We start from the raw sequence: 17,468 nt of genomic DNA on the forward strand, positions 1-17,468 counted from the left end.
CGGCTGCGACATGTCGGGCTGGGTCCGGCTGGCCGGCGTTCCCACGGTCATCTACGGCCCCGGCGAGATCGAGCTGGCGCACGCCCCGAACGAGCCCGTCTCGCTGAAAGCGACCTACCGGGTCGCGCGCACCCTGGTCAAGGCCACCGAACGACTGCTGGAAACCCCGGTCGACGATCTCCAGCCATCGGGCAAGAAGCCGCAGCGAGCCGAACGCAAAGAGCATCATTCGGTCAACTGAAAACCTGGAACAGCGCTCAGCTGAAGAGCACCCCCCGATTCGGCCACTAACGGCCCAAAGCCATTAACCAATCCACCCACGCCTTCGCGCCACGACCGAGAACCACAACAGCCCGGCGCCGATGGCGAGAATCACCACGGGAAACGCCGCTGCCTGAGCGAGACCGAGCCGGCCAATGGCATCCAGCACGAACAATACGTAGACGAACTGGATCACCACGAATACCAGCGAGACGGTGAAAGCGCTCACCGCCCAGGCCCGGCGCATCAGCAATCCGACGGCGCCGGCCAGGCCGGTAAATACGGCAATGCCATAGACCACGAACAGCCAGGTCGGTCGCGCCTCGAACAGCTCGCGCTGGGCCTCACTCATTTGTTCCAGCGCCGCCTCGTCGGTCAGCGGGTCCATCACAAAAGCCATGACCCCGAAGAGCATCCATATCAGGGCCAGCCCGGCCACGATCCAGTACCAGCGTGGGGTTGTCGTCATCATGACTCTCCTTCAATCATCCAGACCACGGCTCATCCTCCTTCTCGAAGATCCGCCGAATTTCGATTATATCGCCGAGTCGAGCCGGGCAAAGACGCCCCCATTCGACGGTCGCTTCCTTCGAGGCGACATCGATCAGCACGGCAAGCGACTGGCGGACGCGGTAATGTAATGCTTTCCCAACGTTCCGGTCACGCGCCTGTACTGATGTCCGCAGGTGGCACGATTCGGTCGTTTTGTGCGTTCTGATGGTGTCAGTCCGCAACAGGTTTCAGGAAGGAGAGTCGTTGTGAACACGAAGTACCCTTGCCGGCAGGCGGTTGTCGTCTTGCTGATGGCCGCATTACTGCCCCTGGCTGCCCAGGCGGAACAAGCACAAACGGAGAAGACTATCCTCGTGCTCGACGCTTCCGGCTCGATGTGGGGGCAGATCGAGGGCGAGTCCAAGATCGCGATCGCGCGTTCCGTTATCGACGACCTGCTCGATTCCATGCCGCCGGAGCGGTCTCTGGGGCTGAGTGCCTATGGCCACCGTGAAAAAGGCAACTGCGCCGACATCGAGCTGCTGGTGCCGCCCGGTCCGGACACGCGTGACGCCATCCGCGAGGCGGTGGCCAGGCTGAATCCGCGCGGCAAGACGCCGCTGTCCGATGCCGTGGTCGCGGCCGCCGAGGCGCTGAAATACGAGGAGGAGAAGGCCTCCGTGATCCTGATCTCCGACGGGCGCGAGACCTGCGATCGTGATCCCTGCGAAGTGGGCCGGCGGCTGGACGAACTGGGCGTTGATTTCACCGCCCACGTGGTCGGCTTCGATGTCGACGACAGCGAGGACCAGGCCCAGCTGCGCTGCCTGGCGGAGAATACCGGCGGGCGTTTCTTCAGCGCGGGCGACGCGGGTGAGCTTTCCGACGCGCTCGAGGCCGTCAGCCAGCCCGAACCCGAACCGGCCGAAGCCAGCCTGACCGCTCCGGAAACCGGTCTCGCCGGCGGCACGGTCGAGGTCGAGTGGGCCGGTCCTGACGAAGAGCGCGACTATATCGCGGTCGCGTACAAGGGCGAATCGGCCAACCGGCACATCAACTTCACCTACACCGAGGAAGGCTCGCCCCTGGAACTGACCCTGCCGCCGGAAGAAGGTGAATACGAGCTTCGCTACATTCGGCGCCAGGGCCGGCAGATCCTGGCGGGTGAAACCATCACGGTCGAGCCGGTCCAAGCCACCCTCACCGCGCCCGATACTGCTGCCGCCGGCGATGACATCACCGTCGAATGGGAAGGGCCGGATTACCGGCGCGACTACATCGCGATCACGCGGCCCGATGATGACCCCGGCCGGCATATCAATTTCACCTACACGAAAGACGGCTCGCCGCTCGAGCTGAAGATGCCCGCCGAATCCGGCGACTACGAAATCCGCTATATCCAGCGCCAGGACCGCACCATTCTGGCGCGCCATCCCATCACCGTCGAGCCGGTCGAGGCGAGCGTTTCCGCGCCCGACACCGCCGCCGCCGGGGATGACATCACCGTCGAATGGGAAGGGCCGGACTACCGGCGCGACTACATCGCGATCACGCGGCCCGATAATGATTCCGGCAAGCACATCAACTTTACCTACACCAAGGACGGCTCGCCCCTCGAGCTTCAGATGCCGCCGGAAGCCGGCGACTACGAGATCCGCTATATCCAGCGACAGGACCGCACCATTCTGGCGCGCCATCCCATCACCGTCGAGCCGGTCGAGGCCAGCCTGTCCGCGCCCGAGACCGCCGCGTCCGGCGCCCACATCACGGTCGATTGGGAAGGGCCGGATTACCGGCGCGACTACATCGCAATCACGCGACCCGATAATGATCCCGGCAAGCACATCAACTTTACCTACACCAAGGACGGTTCGCCGCTGGAACTGCAGATGCCGCCGGATCCCGGCGACTATGAGATCCGCTATATCCAGCGACAGGATCGCACCGTCCTGGCGCGTAGAGCCATCACCGTCGAACCGGTCGAGGTGAGCCTTTTGGCGCCCGAAACCGCCGTTGCAGGCGAGAATGTCTCGGTCGAATGGCAGGGGCCGGACTATCGGCGCGACTATATTTCAGTTGCACGACCCGGCGATGAGTCCGGAAATCACATCAAGTTCACCTACACCAACAAGGGTTCGCCGCTGGAACTCGAGATGCCGTCGGAAGCCGGCGACTACGAGATCCGCTACATCCAGCGACAGGGGCGCCGCATTCTGGAAAGGAAGGCGATTACCGTTGAGCCGGGCGATGGATGAGTGAACGCCCGGGGCTTGCGGGAATGCCGGTCCGGCGGGTGACCGGCAGCGTTACACTGGGGTGCCGTTCATGAGTGCCGACACATCGTCATGGTCGCAGACACCCGGTCAGCCTGGATCACCTTCCTCGCCCACCTGATGTTCGTGCTGGCCGCGTGGTCGGTTTTCATCAAGTACGTCTTTCCGATCGCCTTCGCCCTGATTGCGGGCGAGGCCTGGAATACCTGGGTGTTCTGGGATCTGTGGCCGATCGCGCACGTCTGGCTGGGCTGGGCGCTGCTGGCGCAGCCCGGCTACACGCGCTGGCTCGCGGTCGCCATGTCGATAGTCGAGATCGTCATCATCGTCACCCTGTTCGTCGGATTCCTGTCTGAGCCGGACTGGACGATCTGGCGCACCAACTGGTTCGTCAACAAGGTGTTCGTCCTCACGGCCTTCGCACTCATTCTTGCTACCGTTGTCTACAGGCCCGAGCACTTCCGGACGAGGTCGCCATGAGCATGCGATTTTCACGCCGCAACGCGATCAAACTGCTGGGCGCCGGCATGGCCGGGGCCTGGCTGGCACCGAATTTGTCCCTCGCCGCTCCCGGCGAATTGCTGTACAAGCCCGTTCCCGGCGGTGGACGGCTGCCGGTCATCGGCCTGGGCACCTGGCAGACCTTTAACGTCGGCAGCGACCCGAAACTGCTCGACGCGCGCACCGAAGTGGTACGCGCCTTCTTCGAGCACGGCGGTGGCCTGGTCGACTCCTCGCCGATGTACGGTTCAGCGCCGGACGTGATGGGCCATGCGCTCGAAAAGCTGGGCAAGCCCGATTCGCTGTACGCGGCCGAAAAGGTCTGGAGCCCGGCCGGCGGCAGTACACGCGAGCAGGTCGCCGAGCTGGCAAAGCGCTGGGGCATCGAAAAGTTCGACCTGGTGCAGATCCACAACCTCAGCGACTGGCGCGAACACCTGGAAGTGCTGCAGCAGATGAAGGCCAATGGCGAGATCGCTCACGTCGGCATCACCACCTCGCACGGCCGCCGGCACGACGAGTGCGAGCGAATCATGCGTGATCACGACATCGACTTCGTGCAATTGACCTACAACATCACCCATCGCGGGGTCGAAGACCGACTACTGCCGCTGGCGAAGGAGAAAGGCATCGCCGTGATTGCCAACCGGCCCTACGACGGCGGCAGCCTGATCAAGGACATCCAGCGCCGGCACGAAGTGCCCGACTGGGCGGCCGAGGCATTCGATTGCCGCAACTGGGCCGATTTCCTTTTGAAGTTCATCGTCAGCCACCCGGCGCTGACCTGTGCGATTCCGGCGACCACGAAGGTCGAGCACGTTGTCGAGAACATGCGCGCCGGCCACGAACCCATGCCGTCGCAGAAGACGCGCGAGCGGATGATCCGCCACGTCGAATCTCTGTAGCCGGCTTATGGGCAACTGGCAGAGCTATCGCCTGGAAGACTTCATTCCCTTTTCCCCGGAGATCTACTGGCGCCTGGTCGAGCGCATCAACGAAGCCTTCTGGCCACTGCACATCCTCACTGCCGCCCTGGGCGTCGCTGCCCTGACACTGGCGCTTCGCGGCAACACGCGAGTCGCGCTGGCCCTGCTCGCCCCGGCCTGGCTGAGCAGCGGCATCATTTTTCATTTCGAGTATTACGCCGAACTCAACTGGGCCGCCCCCTGGTTCGGCTGGAGCTTCATCGTCCAGGCGGCCTTGTTGACGGCTATCGCCGCAACCAATGCAACGCCTCGGGAACCCGGCCACTCCGGGAAGGTCACCCGCTTGAGCGGTGCGGCAATCACCATCGGCGCGCTTCTCGCCTACCCGCTCATCACCGCCGAAACCTACGGCCTGCACCCGGACCCCACTGCCATCGCGACCCTCGGCATTCTGCTGGTGTCCCTGCGAGGCGTTATCGCCTGGCTGGCGATACTCATCCCGACCCTTTGGTGCCTGGTCTCGACACTGACACTGATCCCGCTTGAAGCAGCCTGGGCGCCATTACCGCTGGCTGTGGCCATCGTTTCAGGAGCGTTCCTAATCATGGGAACTGACCGTCGAGAGGACTGAACCCCATTACGACAAATCCCGGCGCGAGGCCGGGATTCATCGTCATTCCTTATGTAACCGGAAAAGCCTTCGATCAACCGTCGCCGTTGTCGACTTCGTCCTCGACCTCGTCGGCGGCCTCTTCCATCTTGTCGCCGGCTTCTTCCATGGCTTCGTCGATATTTTCACCCGCTTCTTCGGCCGGGCCTTGCTCCTCGCAACCAGCCAGCATGCCGACCGACAGCGCCAGCAGGATAGAGAACAGGATGCTGAACAGTTTGTTGTCCCTGAGCTTCGTCATGACTTTTCGCCTCCTTCGTTTGTAGGCAGTTTCAGGTTACGTCGCGCAAGCGCAAAAGTCGACGCCGAGCTGTCCGGTCGATCCGTCAGTGTAGAATTCGGTAACCTCGAATCACTCTGGCGAGTTGCAAAGTATGCTTCGTCTTATCGGCAACATCATCTGGTTCGTGCTGGGCGGGTTCTTCATGGGGCTGGCCTGGTGGTTCTACGGGTTGCTCTGCTTCATCAGCATCATCGGCATCCCCTGGGGCCGGGCCTGTTTCGTGCTCGGCAAGTTCATGTTCTGGCCTTTCGGGCGCGAGGCGGTCGACCGGCGCACGCTGACCGGCCGGGAGGATATCGGCACCGGCTGCCTGGGCATGATCGGAAACGTCATCTGGTTCGTGGTGGCGGGCATCTGGCTGGCCATCGGCCACCTGTTCTGGGCGCTGGCGCTGTTCATCACCATTATCGGCATTCCGTTCGGCATCCAGCACGTCAAGCTGGCCGGTATCGCGCTTTTCCCGATCGGCAAGTCCGTGGTGCTCTCGGAGGTCGCCGATGCCACGCGGCGGGCACGACACGACTGATCGCATGAACCTGCTGCTCGATCTAGATGGCACGCTGACCGATCCGCGCGAGGGAATCACGCGCTGCATCCAGCACGCGCTGGAGCGGCTCGGTCGCCCGGTACCCGCCCAGGACGAGCTGCTCGGCTGCATCGGCCCGCCGCTGCATGCGAGCTTCGAGGAACTGCTCGACGGCGACGGGACCCTCGCCCATCGCGCCGTGGCGTTCTACCGGGAACGCTTCGGGGAAGTCGGTCTCTACGAGAATGTTCCCTACCCCGGCATCGCCGATGCCCTGGAGACCCTCCAGCAACGCGGCGCAAGGCTTTTCGTGGCCACATCGAAGCCGACGATCTATGCGCGCCGGATTATTTCGCACTTTGGCCTCGAGGGCAGGCTGGAGGACGTCTTCGGCAGCGAACTCGACGGCACTCGCACGAACAAGGTGGAACTGCTGGCCTGGATTCTTGAACGGACGGCCCTGGATCCCCGCTGCACGTTGATGGTCGGTGATCGACGACACGATATCGCCGGCGCCATTGCCAACGGCGTCGAACCAATCGGTGTGACCTGGGGTTACGGCGGCCATCGTGAACTGCTCGATGCCGGGGCGGCCCGGCTGATCGACCGTCCGAGCCAATTGGCGGCACTCGGATTGTCGGCGGTTGGAAGCCCCCGACTTTACAAGCCTGCGGCCTTCGGAGACACTGAAACGCAGTAGATTCCAAAGCATTGGCGAAGAGGAAAGGCACCCATGTCAGAGCACCATCCACAGCCACAGACTCATCCCGTCCCCGACGAGGTCGCGCAGTCCGCCCATGTCGACCGTAATCGCTTCGAGGCGCTCACCCGGGAAGCACGCGACAACGAGGATAAGTTCTGGAATCGGATCGGTCGGCGGATCGACTGGATCAAGCCCTACTCGCGTATCAAGGACGTCAGTTTCAACCTCGACGACCTGCATATCCGCTGGTACGACGACGGCACACTCAACGTCTGTGCCAACTGCATCGACCGGCATCTGGAATCTCGAGGCGATCAGGTTGCCATCCTGTGGGAAGGCGACGACCCCGACAAAGACGAGAAAATCACCTATCGGCAGCTGCACGATCGTGTCTGCCGTTTTGCCAACGTGCTCAAGCGCCTGGGCGTGGGCAAGGGGGACCGTGTGACCCTCTACATGCCGATGATCCCCGATGCGGCGATCGCCATGCTGGCCTGTGCGCGTATCGGTGCCGTCCATTCCGTCGTTTTCGGGGGCTTCTCTCCCGATGCGCTGGCCGGCCGCGTCATCGATTGCGACTCCAAGTGCGTGATTACCGCCGACGAGGGTGTGCGCGGCGGCAAGGCTACGCCGTTGAAGAAGAATGTCGACCGGGCGCTCGAGAACGAAGATGCAGCGGCGCGCGTCGAGTCGGTGCTGGTTGTTCGCAACACCGGCAACGACATCGCCTGGCATGACGGGCGCGACCGATGGCTGCACGAGGAACTCGAGCATGTCGACGCCGAGTGCGAGCCCGAGGAAATGAACGCCGAGGATCCCCTTTTCATCCTCTACACATCGGGGTCGACCGGCAAGCCCAAGGGCGTGCTGCACACCTCCGGCGGCTATCTTGCCTGGGTGAGCTGGACGCACGAGGTCGTCTTCGACTATCAAGACGGCGAAATCTACTGGTGCACCGCGGACGTGGGCTGGGTCACCGGCCACAGCTACATCGTCTACGGCCCGCTCGCCAACGGCGCCACCACGCTGATGTTCGAGGGCGTACCCAACTACCCCGACAACAGCCGTTTCTGGCAGGTCGTCGACAAGCACGATGTCAGCATTTTCTACACCGCCCCGACGGCGATCCGTGCCCTGATGCGCGGTGGCGACGAGCCGGTCAGGAAGACCAGCCGCAAGTCCCTCCGCATTCTCGGTACGGTGGGTGAGCCGATCAATCCGGAAGCCTGGGAGTGGTACTACAAGATCGTGGGCGACAGCCGCTGCCCGATCGTCGACACCTGGTGGCAGACCGAGACCGGGGGCATTCTCATCAGCCCCCTGCCCGGTGCGACCGATCTCAAGCCGGGCTCGGCCACGAGGCCCCTCCCCGGCATCAAGCCGGCCCTGCTCGACGCCGACGGCAAGGAGCTCGAAGGCGCGGCTTCCGGCAACCTGGTCCTCAACGGAAGCTGGCCGGGCCAGATGCGCACCGTCTACGGCGATCACAAGCGCTTCGGGGAGACCTATTTTTCGGCCTATCCCGGGCGCTACTTCACCGGCGACGGTGCGCGACGCGACGAGGACGGCTACTACTGGATCACCGGGCGCGTCGACGACGTCATCAACGTCTCCGGTCACCGCCTGGGCACGGCGGAAGTGGAATCGGCCCTGGTGGCCCATTCCGCTGTGGCCGAGGCCGCCGTGGTCGGCTTTCCGCACGACATCAAGGGCCAGGGCGTGTACGCCTACGTCACCCTGATGGCCGGCCGTGAGGGCAACGATGAACTGGCGAAGGAGCTGGTTCAGTGGGTGCGCGACGAAATCGGCCCGATCGCCACCATCGACCACCTGCAGTGGGCTCCGGGCCTGCCCAAGACACGCTCGGGCAAGATCATGCGTCGAATCCTGAGGAAGATCGCCGCCAACGAACACGACCAACTGGGTGATACCTCGACCCTGGCCGACCCGGAGGTGGTCGAACATCTGGTCGAGAACCGACGGCAGGTCTGAAGCCGCCTGCTCGACCTCGCTCAGCCTTCGTCCAGGTCGCGGTAGCACGCCGACCGGAATCGCGGTGTGCAAAGCGCCAAAAAGACGAGATCGTCCTCGCCCGTGTTCTCGATACGCTGTGCCAGACCGGGTGGGATGATGACCACATCGCCAATGGCTACGGCTTCCCGGACACCGTTTCCCAGTTCGACGCGACCGCGACCCGAAACGATCGTGTAGCGCTCGGTAATACCGTCGAGTGCGTGCCAGCGCGTGATGCCGCCGGGCGCCACGCGTGCGCGTGCGATGGAAAGCGCCGGATCATCGTCGGTATTGCTCAGTTCGGTAATCCAGCAGCCTTCTTCGAACCAGTATTCCGGGCAATCGTGGGCATGCCTGATCGTCATCGTGGTTTCTCCCGTTGGGGATGCGGTACCCAGGCTGGGCCAAGATTGTCCATCTGTTCGAGAATCCAGCGCCTGCGCTCATAAACGAACGCGTCCGGCTGTGCGGCCGAGAGGCGCTTGGGTGCCGGCAGTATCGCGGCGAGTGCGGCGGCTTCCGCACGGGTAAGCTCGGCTGCCCGCGTGCCGAAATAATGCGCTGCCGCTGCTTCGGCGCCATAGACACCCGTGTCGAACTCGGCAATATTGAGATAGATCTCGAGCAGACGATGCTTGGGCACGAACAACTCCAGCGGCACGGTCAGCGCCGCTTCCAGGCCCTTGCGAGCCCAGTCGCGGCCGGACCAGAGATAGAGATTGCGTGCCAGCTGCTGGGTGATGGTGCTGGCGCCGCGCAGGCGGCCACCGTCGAGGTGCGTATCGACCGCCTGGCGGATCTGGTCGATGTCGAAACCGGAGTGGTGGGGAAACTTCTGGTCTTCGGACGCGATCACGGCGAGCTTGAGATGATCGGAGATCTGCCGGTAAGGCACCCACTCCTGCCGGACGGCACGATCGTTTTGCCAGGCGTCCATGGCCATGTAGGCCGATGTCGCCGGGTCGATCCATCGCAACGGCAGGGTCAGGCCGACCAGGAGGAGCAAGCCGAGCAGCCCGAGGCGCCAGGTCCACTTCAGGCAGGAACGCAGGAATCGTTTCATCGCTCACCCCGCTGGCGCAGCCTCGCGCAGAGCCGTCGAAAATCCGGCTCGCTCAGCTGCCCGCGAAACACCCCGAGTGCCCGCGGCAGGCGCCGCTTTCGGTCACGCCAGCGAAACCCGACATAAAGCGGCGAGACGAAGGGCGTGCCGACCAGCCTGCCAGTCGACCGTTCTCCGGAGCGATCCCGTAGATGGATCCGTTCGCCGTCGATGGCCAGGCCCGTTGCGACGGGACGAAACAAGCGAAATACGCTCCGGCTCCCGAGGCCGATCACCAACAGCGCAATCGCTATCTGGACGAGAAGCGGCAACCCGTTGGCGAAAGCCGCCGCCAGGCCGAGCAAGGTCAGCCCGGACAGGGCCAGGGCCGTCCCGGGTGATGGACCCACCGGCCATTCATTGCTGCGACGGTCCGAAGTGGCGTGCACGGATTGCCTCAACGATGTCTTCCAGGCCGGGATCCGGACTCGAGCGCCCCATTAGCCAGTCGAAAAGGCGGTCGTCCTCGAACGTCAGCAGCCTGTCGAAATCCCGGCGAAGAGACTCGTCCGCCTGCGCCCAACGCTCATCCAGCCAGCTGCCCAGCATGACATCGAGTTCCTGCATCCCGCGCCGGCAATGCCAGCGTAGTCGAGATGGAGGCTGATCTCGGTTCATGCCGATGGTTCTCCATTGCTGTGCCGACGCAGCACCTCAACCGTTTTGATCATTCGAATATCGGTCATTCGAATTTGTTTCGGATTTGGTGCTTCGAATTTCGGATTTGAGTTCCAGTTCACAGCTCGAAGCCGCAACGCGTATCAAGCCCTGAAGCGGACTCTAGAGCCCCCTTCTTGCCAACATCATTTTCTTGATTTCGGCGATGGCCTTGGCCGGATTCAGGCCCTTGGGGCAGGTCTTCGTGCAGTTCATGATGGTGTGGCAGCGATACAGGCGGAACGGATCCTCGAGGTCGTCCAGCCGCTCGCCCGTGGCTTCATCGCGCGAATCCACCAGCCAGCGGTAGGCCTGCAGCAGGATGGCCGGCCCCAGGTAACGCTCGCCGCTCCACCAATAGCTGGGACAGGCGGTCGAGCAGCAGGCGCACAGAATGCATTCGTACAGACCGTCGATGTGCTTGCGGTCTTCGGGCGACTGCAGGCGTTCCTTGTCCGGCGGTGCCGGGCTTTGCGTCCGCAGCCACGGCCGGATCGAGGCGTACTGGGCATAGAAGTGCGTGAGATCGGGGACCAGGTCCTTGACCACCGGCATATGCGGCAGCGGGTAGATCCGGACGTCGCCGGAAATCTCGTCGATGCCCTTTGTGCAGGCCAGCGTATTGGTGCCGTCGATGTTGAAGGCGCAGGAGCCGCAGATACCCTCGCGACAGGAGCGACGAAAGGTGAGCGTGGGATCGACCTCGTTCTTGATTTTGATGACGGCGTCGAGCACCATCGGCCCGCAGTCATCGAGATCGATGTCGAACGAATCGATGCGCGGATTCTCGCCGCTGTCGGGTTCCCAGCGATAGATGCGGAAGGTCTTGACGTTCTTCGCCCCTTCCGGCGCCGGAAAGTGCCTGCCCTTGGAGATGCGGGAATTCTTGGGAAGTCTGAACTCTGCCATGGTTAGTACGTCCGTGCTTTCGGCGGAATGACTTCACACTCGTCGGTCAGCGTGTGCATGTGCACCGGCCGGTAATCGATCTTCGTTTTGCCGCCCTCGTCCATCCAGATCAGTGTGTGCTTCATCCAGTTCTCGTCGTCGCGATCGCCGTAGTCTTCCCGGGCGTGCGCGCCGCGACTCTCGGTACGGTTTTCGGCCGCCATCATCGTGGTGACGGCGTTGCCGAGCAGATTCCTGAGTTCGAGGGTCTCGACCAGGTCGGAATTCCACACCAGTGAACGGTCGCTGACCTTGACCCGGTCGAACTTGCCCGCCACTTCGGCAATCTTCTCGCGCCCTTCTTCGAGGGTCTCGCCGGTGCGAAAGACCGCGGCGTTGTTCTGCATGACCTGCTGCATTTCGCCGCGAATCTCGGCCGTGGGCAGATCACCGTCGGCATGACGCAGGCGATCGAATTCGTCGAGCACCTTGTCGACCGTGCCTTCGGGCAGCGGCTTGTGCGACTGGCCCGGCTCGATGCTTTCCCCGCAGCGGATCGCCACGGCCCGCCCGAAGACGATCAGGTCCAGCAGGGAATTCGAGCCCAGCCGATTGGCGCCGTGGACCGAAACGCAGGCCGCCTCGCCGATGGAATACAGGCCCGGCACGACGCTGTCGGGGTCATCATTGGCGAGCGTGACGACCTCGCCGTGGTGGTTGGTCGGAATGCCGCCCATGTTGTAGTGCACGGTCGGCAGCACCGGAATGGGATCCCTGGTGACGTCCACGCCGGAGAAGATCCGGGCCGACTCGGCAATGCCCGGCAGACGCTCGTTGATGACGTCCGCGCCCAGGTGCTGCAGGTTGAGGTGAATGTGGTCGTTGTTCGGGCCTACGCCACGTCCCTCGCGAATCTCGATGGTCATCGAGCGCGAAACCACGTCGCGCGAGGCCAGGTCCTTGGCATTGGGCGCGTAACGCTCCATGAAGCGCTCACCCTCGGAATTGGTCAGGTAACCGCCTTCCCCGCGCACGCCCTCGGTGATCAGGCAGCCGGCGCCGTAGATGCCGGTGGGATGGAACTGAACGAACTCCATGTCCTGCAGCGGCAGGCCGGCGCGCAGAACCATGCCGTTGCCGTCGCCCGTGCAGGTATGCGCCGAAGTGCAGGAGAAATACGATCGGCCGTAACCGCCGGTGGCCAGGATCACGGCATGCGCGCGGAACTCGTGCAGGGTGCCGGTTCCCAGGTCCCAGGCGAGCACGCCGCGGCAGGCGCCGTCGTCGTCCATCAGCAGGTCGATGGCGAAATACTCGATGAAGAACTGGGCGTCGTGCTTGAGCGACTGCTGGTAGAGGGTGTGCAGGATGGCGTGACCGGTCCGGTCCGCGGCCGCGCAGGTGCGCTGGGCGGTCCCCTCGCCGTAATGCGTGGTCATGCCGCCGAAGGGCCGCTGGTAGATCTTGCCCTCTTCCGTGCGCGAGAACGGCACGCCGAAGTGCTCCAGCTCGACCACGGCCTGCATGGCGTTCTTGCACATGTATTCGATGGCGTCCTGGTCGCCGAGCCAGTCCGAGCCCTTGACGGTGTCGTACATGTGCCAGCGCCAGTCGTCCTCGCCCATGTTGCTCAGCGCGGCACTCATGCCGCCCTGTGCGGCGACGGTGTGCGAGCGTGTCGGGAAGACCTTGGTGATGCAGGCGGTGTTCAGCCCGGTCGCGGCCAGCCCCATGGTGGCGCGCAGGCCGGCGCCGCCGGCGCCGATGACCAGAACATCGTATTCGTGCCGGGTGATGTCGTATGCGTTGCTCAAGTTCAGACTCCCAGAGCCAGTTTGAGAATGGCGAGTGCGCCCAGCAGACCTCCGAACAGGGCCAGGGCCTTGATGGCGACCAGCAGAAAGACCTCGAGCGCGCGCTGATGAACGTAGTCCTCGATCACCACCTGCAGGCCGAGTTGGCCGTGGTAGAAGCCCACGACCACGAACAAGATCGCCATCACGGCGTGAAAGGGGTGCGCCAGAAACGCCGCGGCTGCGGCATGATCGGCTCCGACCAGCGTCGCCAGCGCCCAGATCAGCCAGGCCGTCAGCACGACCAGGAGAATGGCGGAAAATCGCTGGGCCCACCAATGACCGACGCCGTCGTGGGCCGATCCGTGATTATGGGCGCGCTCGAGTGGGTTGCGAAGTTCGTTCACAGCAGGCCTCCCCAGACGATGACCGTCAACACCACCGTAAGAACGAGCACCGTCCATCCGGAAGCGTAGGCGCCCTTGAGCTCGAGCAGCCAGCCGGCATCCCACAACAGATGCCGAATCCCGTTGAGCAGGTGATAGAGCAGCGCCGCAGTCCAGAGGAATAGCGCGATCAGGCCAACGGGGGTGCCCAACCAGGCGGTGACCGTGGCGTAGGCTTCCGGCCCGGCCGCCAGTGCGACCACCCAGGCGATTATCACGACCATGCCCAGGCTGATCAGTACACCGGTGAGCCGATGCGCAATCGACATCGTCGAGGTCAACTGCGGGCGATAGACCTGCAGATGGGGTGAAAGGGGGCGATTGTCCGTCACCATGGGTTCAATACTCCCGGTTTCAGTCCAGGTCAGAAATCAATGCAGCGACCGTCCTTCTCCCAGTCGCCGTAACGGGTCGGCTCGAGACCGTTCCTGCGCCCACCGAATTCCCGCGGCCGATCGGTCTCCGTCTTCGAGGAACCATCAGAAGATGCTTGATCGTGGCTGGATTCGGCAGCGCGCTGATCTGGATTCGCGCCTGACGATGTAGAATTGTAACCGTTCATGACGCTCCATTTTACCCGGCATGTCGAAACGATTTTCACTTGATCACCTCCGCTCTTGCTCAATCGAGGGGCCTGATGCGCTCGCCTATGCGCAGGCGCAGTTCACGGTCAGCATCGACACCTTGTCCGACCGGCACTGGTCGCCGATGGCCTGGTGCGACCCGAAAGGCCGTGTCATCAGCTTCATGATGGCCCGTGGCAGTGAAAATGGCGTCGAACTGGTAATTCCCGCGGCCCAGGCCGAAACTGTGCGGGACAAGCTCCACCAGTTCACCATCGGCCGGCAAGCGCGGATTTCCCGGACGGGACAGGTTGCAGGCACGTTCGATCCCGACGCAGACACCCCGGCTCTTTCCGTCGATACCGATCGCGGCATGCTCGCTTTTTGCGACGCGCAGGGTGACACCGAACTGCTTCGGCGCTGGCAGCGGCTCGATCTGTGCCGCGGTCTTCCCTGGCTGGAGCCGGCCAGCAGCCAGCAGCACCTGCCGCAATGGCTGGGCCTGGAAAGTCTGGGTGCACTGGCCTACGACAAGGGCTGCTATCCCGGTCAAGAAGTCATCGCCCGGCTTCACTACCGCGGTTCGGTCAAGTACAGGCTGGTGGGCTTCAGGAGTGACGATGAAGTCAGCGTCAACGCCCATTCCAGACTTTTCGATGCCACCGGCGCTCGAATCGGTCACTGCCTGAGCGCCATGAACAGCAACGGGGAAACCATTGGCCTGGCCGTGGTGGCGACCCGTATCGAGGACGGCGATGAGGTCTTCCTGCATGAAGGTGAACGCTCGCATTCAGCGCGAGTGACGCCGCCAGAAGGGCTGTGCTAACATCGAGAACAGTGAAAAAGAAATCCGCAAATCATGAATTTAGAGGGGTCTGTTCAATGAAAACTTCAATCAAACTCGGGAGTTTGCTTTTGGGCTTGATCCTGGCCGGATTCATCTGGGCACAGGAAGAGGAAACCCGGGATCAGTCCGGCGAAGTTCCGGAAGAGGTCGCAGAGAGCGTCTCTGAAACGTTCGCCGAGGATGCACAGGAGCAAGCGTCCGATCCGGAGCCGGAGGAGCAGACCGCCAATGATGCCGGGGAGGCAGACCCCCAGGCAGGCGACGAAGCGTCGGAAGCGGCTGCTGATTCGGAAGAAGCGGCTGCCGCACAGCAGCCTGAAGCCGCCGAAGCGACCCAGGAAGCCGCGGAAACATTCACGTTCCAGGGCCACCCCATTTTTTCGCCGGAGACGGCCGAGCTGGTCTATCGCCCGCTTGTGGACTATCTCAACGATGCCCTTCCCTACCGGTTCAACCTGGAACTTTCACCCGACTATCATCGCTACTGGCTGAGCACGCGCCGCGGTGAAAACCCGCACCTGGTCCTCGAGGAACCGCATCTGACCGCCTATCGCATGGAACAGTACGACTACTCGCCACTGGTGCGTGCCAGTCAGCCGATCACCTATTCACTGCTGACCTCGATGGACAATGCCGACGCGAGCGTCCGGGATTTCGTTGGCCAGCGCGTATCGACCATGCCGGCGCCAAGCCTGGGCTACCTGATTCTGGCGAGCTGGTTCGACAACCCGATGCAGCAGCCGATCATCCAGTCCAACGCCGGTTCCTGGCTGGACGCCGTCGAGATTGTGTTTTCTCAGGAAGCCGATGCAGCCGTCGTGCCGCACAACCTGGTGTCGCGCTACGTCAACATGGCCAATGCGCTTACTTCTCAGGAGTTTCCGGGGGTCACGATCGCCGCCAGCCCGGACGTGCCTGCCGACATCCAGGAAGAAATCCAGGCCGCGCTGCTGGCCCTGCACGAAGACCAGGAACATTTCGTCGCCCTCAACGAACTCGATATCGACCAGTTCATCGAGGCCCGCCCGGCGGAGTACGAGGGGCTCGAGGAATGGCTGAGCCTGGTGTATTCGATCTTGTAAGCCAGGTTCGAGTCTATTTTCGAGCGACCAGATAGCAGATCCAGCCGGCATCGGCGTCTCCGGTGTCGGCCGGTTCGTAGATGCCGTTGCCCTCCCCCGTTTCCTCGTCGGTTCCTTCCCAGTAGACCTCGACCGAGGAATAGCCCGCCTCCTCCAGCAACTCCCGGATCTCGGGCAGCGTCCAAAGACGCCAGTGATACTCGAATGCCCGCTTCAGTTCCGAACCATCGGGAAATTCGAAGTGAATCTGGCAGGTCATGGCGTGCTGGATGGGGTCGAAACTGGCCTGGTCCCAGACGTAGGTGAAATCGTCGTACTCGGTCCGTTCCTCGAGTTCACGATGGGCCTCGTAACCGCCGAAGGCATCGAGGAACAATATCCCGTCATCCACCAGTGCCCGCCGCGCGCGTTCGAAATAGGCACGAAGACTGTCGCGGGTCGTGAAGAGGTAGTAACTGAAGTTCATCGCCAGGAGCGCATCGACCCGAGGCGTCTCGGCGGTCATGACGTCGCCTTCGATCAGTTCGATGCGTGAGCGTTCCTCGGGCGTCAAGGCCGCCAGGTGATGCTCGCGGCCCCATGCAAGCACCTCCGAATCCAGATCGACCCCCACGGCGCGATGCTCGGGATCGTCATGCACCCAGTGACAGGCGGTATTGGCCGTGCCGCAGAAGTCCTCGCGAATGAAGCGGAGCGGACGCCCGTTCAGTGTTTCAAAAGTCTCCGAGACGAATTCAAGCTCCGATTCCGGATCCTGAACGCTTTCCTCGTAGAGCGTATGGCGATCGGCCCGATCGGCCAGCGAAACTTGATTCCTGCGTGTGCGGGACATGAATTACAAACTCCTCAGGACTGCTGGCGGATTGCCGGCCAGGCGGCACGAAGATAAATCGACATCGACCAGATCGTCAGCATGGCCGCGAGGATCAGCAACCAGCGGCCGATCTCCAATACCGGAATGATCCACAGGGGCTCGCCGTAGAGCAGAAAGCCGATGGCCACCATCTGAAGGATGGTCTTGATCTTGCCCACCCAGGCAACCTTGACCCGGCCCGCCTCGCCGAGTGCCGCCATCCATTCGCGCAGCGCCGATATCGTGATTTCACGACCGATGATGACCGCGGCGGACAATGCGATGCCGATCTCGGGATGGCGCTGCACGATCATCAGCAGCACCACGGTGACCATGAGTTTGTCGGCGACCGGATCAAGGAAAGCGCCGAAACTGCTCGTCATGCCCCACCGTCGGGCGATCCAGCCGTCGAGACCGTCGGTCACGGCCGCCAGAATGAACAAGGCAACCGTAAGCTGGTTGGCCCCGTCGAACGGCAGATAGAACACCACCACCAGCACCGGAATGAATACGATGCGCAGCAGCGTCAGCAGTGTCGGAATGGTCAACTGCAAGACTTCCCTCCGGGGCCGGAAAACATCTCATTATC

22 protein-coding genes and 1 pseudogene are annotated in these 17,468 nt (G+C 62.9%); 10 read left to right on the plus strand and 13 right to left on the minus strand.

The genetic code is table 11. From position 1 onward, the window contains the following. Nucleotides 1–241: pseudogene (locus DZK26_RS10500) on the plus strand (hypothetical protein); the annotation flags it as partial. A gap of 63 nt (nucleotides 242–304) precedes the next feature. Here the strand turns inward: DZK26_RS10500 and DZK26_RS10505 are convergent. Then, entirely contained in the window at nucleotides 305–730 is a 426-nt protein-coding gene (locus DZK26_RS10505; protein ID WP_147316864.1) for a hypothetical protein, read from the minus strand. A 289-nt stretch (nucleotides 731–1,019) separates the two neighbouring features. Between DZK26_RS10505 and DZK26_RS10515 the strand changes: the two genes are divergently transcribed. From DZK26_RS10515 to DZK26_RS10530, 4 genes are all read left to right on the plus strand, one after another. Beyond that, nucleotides 1,020–3,008: a VWA domain-containing protein gene (locus tag DZK26_RS10515; RefSeq protein ID WP_147306608.1), complete on the plus strand. Its 1,989-nt coding sequence runs from the start codon at nucleotides 1,020–1,022 to the stop codon at nucleotides 3,006–3,008. Nucleotides 3,009–3,098: 90 nt separating this feature from the next. Continuing rightward, nucleotides 3,099–3,506 (plus strand): hypothetical protein, encoded by a 408-nt coding sequence (locus DZK26_RS10520; RefSeq protein ID WP_116897415.1) that lies wholly within the window; start codon nucleotides 3,099–3,101, stop codon nucleotides 3,504–3,506. Beyond that, on the plus strand, nucleotides 3,503–4,432 hold the full coding sequence (locus DZK26_RS10525; protein WP_116897416.1) for an aldo/keto reductase: 930 nt from the start codon (nucleotides 3,503–3,505) through the stop codon (nucleotides 4,430–4,432). The genes DZK26_RS10520 and DZK26_RS10525 overlap by 4 nt, the downstream gene beginning before the upstream one ends. A 7-nt stretch (nucleotides 4,433–4,439) precedes the next feature. Next, nucleotides 4,440–5,084, plus strand: coding sequence for a DUF6064 family protein (locus tag DZK26_RS10530; RefSeq protein ID WP_116897417.1), 645 nt, complete (start codon nucleotides 4,440–4,442; stop codon nucleotides 5,082–5,084). Between the two features lie 73 nt (nucleotides 5,085–5,157). Here the strand turns inward: DZK26_RS10530 and DZK26_RS10535 are convergent, their stop codons facing one another. Further along, nucleotides 5,158–5,364 carry a hypothetical protein gene (locus DZK26_RS10535; protein ID WP_116897418.1) on the minus strand — a complete coding sequence of 69 codons (207 nt, stop codon included), beginning with the start codon at nucleotides 5,362–5,364 and terminating at the stop codon, nucleotides 5,158–5,160. 133 nt (nucleotides 5,365–5,497) lie between these two features. Between DZK26_RS10535 and DZK26_RS10540 the strand changes: the two genes are divergently transcribed. Genes DZK26_RS10540 through acs form a run of 3 tightly spaced genes read left to right on the plus strand, consistent with a single transcriptional unit; the run spans nucleotide 5,498 to nucleotide 8,627 of the window. Beyond that, a complete protein-coding gene (locus DZK26_RS10540) occupies nucleotides 5,498–5,932 on the plus strand; it encodes a YccF domain-containing protein (RefSeq protein ID WP_116897419.1) in 435 nt (144 codons plus the stop codon). After that, a complete protein-coding gene (locus DZK26_RS10545; protein ID WP_220337041.1) occupies nucleotides 5,904–6,632 on the plus strand; it encodes an HAD hydrolase-like protein in 729 nt (242 codons plus the stop codon). The genes DZK26_RS10540 and DZK26_RS10545 overlap by 29 nt, the downstream gene beginning before the upstream one ends. A gap of 33 nt (nucleotides 6,633–6,665) precedes the next feature. Continuing rightward, the gene (acs, locus tag DZK26_RS10550) at nucleotides 6,666–8,627 is read left to right on the plus strand and encodes an acetate--CoA ligase (RefSeq protein ID WP_116897421.1); all 1,962 of its coding nucleotides are present in this window, start codon (nucleotides 6,666–6,668) and stop codon (nucleotides 8,625–8,627) included. A 20-nt stretch (nucleotides 8,628–8,647) separates the two neighbouring features. Here the strand turns inward: acs and DZK26_RS10555 are convergent, their stop codons facing one another. The 9 genes from DZK26_RS10555 to DZK26_RS10595 all read right to left on the minus strand — a co-directional run bounded on the left by DZK26_RS10555 (nucleotide 8,648) and on the right by DZK26_RS10595 (nucleotide 14,096). After that, nucleotides 8,648–9,013: a cupin domain-containing protein gene (locus DZK26_RS10555; protein WP_116897422.1), complete on the minus strand. Its 366-nt coding sequence runs from the start codon at nucleotides 9,011–9,013 to the stop codon at nucleotides 8,648–8,650. Next, entirely contained in the window at nucleotides 9,010–9,711 is a 702-nt protein-coding gene (mtgA, locus tag DZK26_RS10560) for a monofunctional biosynthetic peptidoglycan transglycosylase (RefSeq protein WP_116897423.1), read from the minus strand. The genes DZK26_RS10555 and mtgA overlap by 4 nt, the downstream gene beginning before the upstream one ends. After that, on the minus strand, nucleotides 9,708–10,139 hold the full coding sequence (locus tag DZK26_RS10565) for a hypothetical protein (RefSeq protein WP_147316865.1): 432 nt from the start codon (nucleotides 10,137–10,139) through the stop codon (nucleotides 9,708–9,710). Before DZK26_RS10565 ends, mtgA begins: the two co-directional genes overlap by 4 nt. Continuing rightward, a complete protein-coding gene (locus DZK26_RS10570; protein WP_116897425.1) occupies nucleotides 10,108–10,368 on the minus strand; it encodes a succinate dehydrogenase assembly factor 2 in 261 nt (86 codons plus the stop codon). Before DZK26_RS10570 ends, DZK26_RS10565 begins: the two co-directional genes overlap by 32 nt. A gap of 162 nt (nucleotides 10,369–10,530) precedes the next feature. Continuing rightward, the gene (locus tag DZK26_RS10575; protein WP_116897426.1) at nucleotides 10,531–11,316 is read right to left on the minus strand and encodes a succinate dehydrogenase iron-sulfur subunit; all 786 of its coding nucleotides are present in this window, start codon (nucleotides 11,314–11,316) and stop codon (nucleotides 10,531–10,533) included. Between the two features lie 2 nt (nucleotides 11,317–11,318). Then, nucleotides 11,319–13,109 carry a succinate dehydrogenase flavoprotein subunit gene (sdhA, locus tag DZK26_RS10580; protein ID WP_181918289.1) on the minus strand — a complete coding sequence of 597 codons (1,791 nt, stop codon included), beginning with the start codon at nucleotides 13,107–13,109 and terminating at the stop codon, nucleotides 11,319–11,321. A gap of 2 nt (nucleotides 13,110–13,111) precedes the next feature. Next, complete coding sequence (gene sdhD, locus DZK26_RS10585; protein WP_220337043.1) at nucleotides 13,112–13,495, minus strand: succinate dehydrogenase, hydrophobic membrane anchor protein; 384 nt, start codon at nucleotides 13,493–13,495, stop codon at nucleotides 13,112–13,114. After that, complete coding sequence (gene sdhC, locus DZK26_RS10590; protein WP_116897427.1) at nucleotides 13,492–13,869, minus strand: succinate dehydrogenase, cytochrome b556 subunit; 378 nt, start codon at nucleotides 13,867–13,869, stop codon at nucleotides 13,492–13,494. The genes sdhD and sdhC overlap by 4 nt, the downstream gene beginning before the upstream one ends. 29 nt (nucleotides 13,870–13,898) lie before the next feature. Continuing rightward, on the minus strand, nucleotides 13,899–14,096 hold the full coding sequence (locus tag DZK26_RS10595; protein ID WP_116897428.1) for a DUF1674 domain-containing protein: 198 nt from the start codon (nucleotides 14,094–14,096) through the stop codon (nucleotides 13,899–13,901). A 20-nt stretch (nucleotides 14,097–14,116) separates the two neighbouring features. Here DZK26_RS10595 and DZK26_RS10600 point away from each other — a divergent pair, with 20 nt between their 5' ends. After that, nucleotides 14,117–14,923, plus strand: coding sequence for a folate-binding protein YgfZ (locus DZK26_RS10600; RefSeq protein ID WP_116897429.1), 807 nt, complete (start codon nucleotides 14,117–14,119; stop codon nucleotides 14,921–14,923). 56 nt (nucleotides 14,924–14,979) lie between these two features. Beyond that, nucleotides 14,980–16,026, plus strand: a complete 1,047-nt coding sequence (locus DZK26_RS10605; protein ID WP_147306609.1) for a phosphate/phosphite/phosphonate ABC transporter substrate-binding protein — start codon at nucleotides 14,980–14,982, stop codon at nucleotides 16,024–16,026. 13 nt (nucleotides 16,027–16,039) lie between these two features. Here DZK26_RS10605 and DZK26_RS10610 read toward each other — a convergent pair whose 3' ends face one another. Beyond that, nucleotides 16,040–16,858, minus strand: a complete 819-nt coding sequence (locus DZK26_RS10610) for a trans-aconitate 2-methyltransferase (protein ID WP_116897431.1) — start codon at nucleotides 16,856–16,858, stop codon at nucleotides 16,040–16,042. A 14-nt stretch (nucleotides 16,859–16,872) separates the two neighbouring features. After that, complete coding sequence (gene pgsA, locus DZK26_RS10615) at nucleotides 16,873–17,433, minus strand: CDP-diacylglycerol--glycerol-3-phosphate 3-phosphatidyltransferase (RefSeq protein WP_116897432.1); 561 nt, start codon at nucleotides 17,431–17,433, stop codon at nucleotides 16,873–16,875. Between the last annotated feature and the right edge of the window lie 35 nt (nucleotides 17,434–17,468).

It is taken from the genome of Wenzhouxiangella sp. 15190 (assembly GCF_003417465.1).
In the GTDB taxonomy this organism is placed as follows: domain Bacteria; phylum Pseudomonadota; class Gammaproteobacteria; order Xanthomonadales; family Wenzhouxiangellaceae; genus Wenzhouxiangella.